Below are 2,882 nucleotides of genomic sequence, written 5' to 3'. Positions count from 1 at the left end.
CGCCATTCCGCCGCGCGCGAGACACCGGGCGCTCGGCGATGCGGAGATGACCGCGGACCTGTGGCTCGAGATCGTGGGCCGCGCGCGCATCGAGGGTCTGCACACGCTCGAGGCCCTGCGCGCGGTGGCGGGCTTGAGGCGCTCCAAGCCGCGGCGCTCGCGCGTGCACGTGGTCGAGGTGCGCGCGTGAGGCCGGCCGGCGCGCTCGCGTGTCTCGCGCTGCTCCTGTGTGTCGGCGCGGCGCGCGCGGACGAGTCGGCCGATGTGGTCGCGCCTGTGGTGATCGACGCCGGCCACGGCGGCGTGGACCTGGGTGCGCGCGGCGTGAACGGCGTGCTCGAGAAGGAGCTCACGCTCGCGGTCGCGCGCAAGGTCGCCGCGGAGCTGCGCGCGCGCCACGTGCCGGTGGTCGAGACGCGCTCGAAGGACGTGTTCATCCCGTTGCACGAGCGCACGGCGATCGCGAACAAGGCGCACGCGCGCATGTACGTGTCGATCCACGCCAACTCCGCGCCCGAGCCCGAAGTCTCCGGCACCGAGACCTACTTCTTGTCGGTCGACGCGAGCGACGCCGAGGCGATGCGCGTCGCGCTGACCGAGAACGACGTGTACCAGCAGGCCGGCACCGCGACGGACAGTCAGGACGTGGTGGGCTCGATCCTGGGTGACTTGATCCGCACCGAGCACCTGCGCGAGTCGAGTGACCTGGCGGCCGGCATCCAGCGCGCGCTGGCGAAGCTCCCGGCCGACAGCCGCGGCGTGAAGCAGGCGCCGTTCGTGGTGCTCACCGGCGTGAACATGCCCGCGGCGCTGGTCGAGATCGGCTTCGTGACCAACGCCGACGAGGTGAAGCGTCTGGGCCGGCGCGACGTGCAGCTCGCGCTGGCCAGAGCGATTGCTACGGCGCTCGTGGAGGCGATGGGGCAGAATCGCGCCGTGCCGGCCGCCAGTGGAGAAGGACGATGACGCGCTTCGATGGACGTGCGCCCGACGAGCTGCGCCGGGTCGAGATCGAGCTCGGGTTCACCGAGAACCCCGCGGGCTCGGCGCTGATTCGCACCGGCCGCACCATGGTGCTGTGCACGGCCACGCTCGAGAAGTCGGTGCCGGCGTGGCTGCGCGGCTCGGGCAAGGGCTGGGTGACTGCCGAGTACAGCATGCTGCCCGGCTCGACCGACACGCGCAGCGAGCGCGAGGCCCAGAAAGGCAAGCTCTCCGGGCGCACGCAGGAGATCCAGCGGCTGATCGGCCGCTCGCTGCGCGCCACGATCGACCTCGTGGCGCTGGGCGAACGCGCGATCGTGATCGACTGCGACGTCCTGCAGGCCGACGGCGGCACCCGCACCGCGGCAGTCACCGGCGGCTACGTGGCGCTGGCGGCCGCGTGCAAGAGACTGCTCGAAGTGGGTCAGCTGAAGCAGAGCCCGCTGCACGACTCGGTGGCCGCGGTGTCCGTGGGCCTGATCGACGGCGAGATCCTGCTCGACCTGCCGTACGCCGAGGACTCACGCGCCGAGGTCGACATGAACGTGGTGCAGACCGGCTCCGGGCGCCTGGTCGAGGTCCAGGGCACGGGCGAGGGCGGCACGTTCGACCGCAAGCTCCTCGATCGCATGCTCGACATGGCCGAGAAGGGCATCGCCGAGCTGGCCGCGATCCAGGCGCGCGTCCTGGGCGCGTGAGCACGAGATACGCATACGATCACGCGTGGGCTGAGGAGCGTCTGCGACTCTCTGGCCTCGAGCTCGCGCTCGACCCTGGCACGAGACATCACCTGAAGCGCATCGGCCTGGGACCCGGCTGGCGCTGCATCGAAGTGGGCGCGGGCGGGGGCTCGATCGCGTTCTGGATGGCCGAGCAGGTGGCGCCCAGGGGCGTGGTCGTCGCGACGGACCTCGAGACGGACTTTCTCGAGCGCGAGGGCGCCGGCCGTGCTTCACTCGAAGTGCTCCGTCACGACGTCAACGCGGAGGCGCTGCCGAGCGGGTTCGACCTCGTTCACACGCGCTGGCTGGTCGAGTGGCTTCCCGACAAACGAGCGGCGCTGCGCCGCATGCGCGACGCGCTGCGCCCGGGCGGGTGGATGCTGGTCGAGGAGCCCGACTTCGTGACCCTCTTCGCTGGGGCGGAGTCGGCCGCGCTGCGGCGGGTCGTGCTCGCCGCCATGCGCCATCTGGAGTCGACGTGCCCGGTCGAGGTCGAGTACGGCCGCCGCTTGCTGGGTGACCTCGACTCACTGGGGCTCGCGGACCTGAGTGCGGAAGGCCGTGTTCCGCTCGTGCGCGGCGGCTCGCCACCGGCGGCGCACTTCCTGCGGCTCACTGTCGAGAAATTCCGAGTCCCGGTGCTCGAGAGTGGCGTGGTCGGCGCGGAGGAGTTCGACGAGGCCATGGCGGTGCTCCAGGACCCGCGCGCGATCGTGCCGATGCCGATGACCGTCGCTGCCTGGGGCCGGCGAGAGTGACTCCGGCTTGAAGCGCCTGCTGCTCGCCACGCGCAACGAGGGCAAGCTGCGCGAGCTGCGCGGGCTCTTGCACATGCCCGACCTGGTGCTCGAGACCTTCGCGCAGTATCCGCTGATCGGGGACCTGGAGGAGACCGGCGCCACCTTCGAGGCCAACGCGCGCGCCAAGGCGAGTCACGCCGCGCGCTCGTCCGGCGTGCTCGCGCTGGGCGAGGACTCGGGCCTCGAGGTCGACGCGCTCGGCGGGGCGCCCGGCGTGCTCTCGGCGAGATACTCGGGCACGCACGGCGACGACCGCGCCAACCTCGAGAAGCTCCTGCGCGAGCTCGCGCGCGCCGAGAACCGCCGCGCGCGCTTCGTGTGCACCGTGGCCGTGTCGGAGCCCGACGGCGAGGTGACCGCCACCGCCCGCGGCACG

General features: G+C 72.0%; 5 protein-coding genes. All 5 read left to right on the top strand.

Translation table 11 applies throughout. From position 1 onward, the window contains the following. On the top strand, nucleotides 1-190 hold a 190-nt coding region (locus VMR86_05270), incomplete at its 5' end, for a hypothetical protein (protein HTO06450.1). Continuing rightward, nucleotides 187-966, top strand: a complete 780-nt coding sequence (locus tag VMR86_05265; GenBank protein ID HTO06449.1) for an N-acetylmuramoyl-L-alanine amidase — start codon at nucleotides 187-189, stop codon at nucleotides 964-966. The genes VMR86_05270 and VMR86_05265, both read left to right, overlap by 4 nt. Continuing rightward, entirely contained in the window at nucleotides 963-1,682 is a 720-nt protein-coding gene (gene rph, locus VMR86_05260) for a ribonuclease PH (protein HTO06448.1), read from the top strand. The genes VMR86_05265 and rph overlap by 4 nt, the downstream gene beginning before the upstream one ends. Further along, on the top strand, nucleotides 1,679-2,464 hold the full coding sequence (locus VMR86_05255) for a class I SAM-dependent methyltransferase (protein ID HTO06447.1): 786 nt from the start codon (nucleotides 1,679-1,681) through the stop codon (nucleotides 2,462-2,464). Before rph ends, VMR86_05255 begins: the two co-directional genes overlap by 4 nt. Before the next feature lie 7 nt (nucleotides 2,465-2,471). Continuing rightward, nucleotides 2,472-2,882: non-canonical purine NTP pyrophosphatase (locus VMR86_05250; protein HTO06446.1), on the top strand; the 411-nt coding region annotated here is incomplete at its 3' end.

Source organism: Myxococcota bacterium (genome assembly GCA_035498015.1).
Classification (GTDB): domain Bacteria; phylum Myxococcota_A; class UBA9160; order SZUA-336; family SZUA-336; genus VGRW01.
The sequence above is the reverse complement of the archived record's forward strand: the minus strand, read 5'-3'. Positions and strand labels throughout refer to the sequence as shown.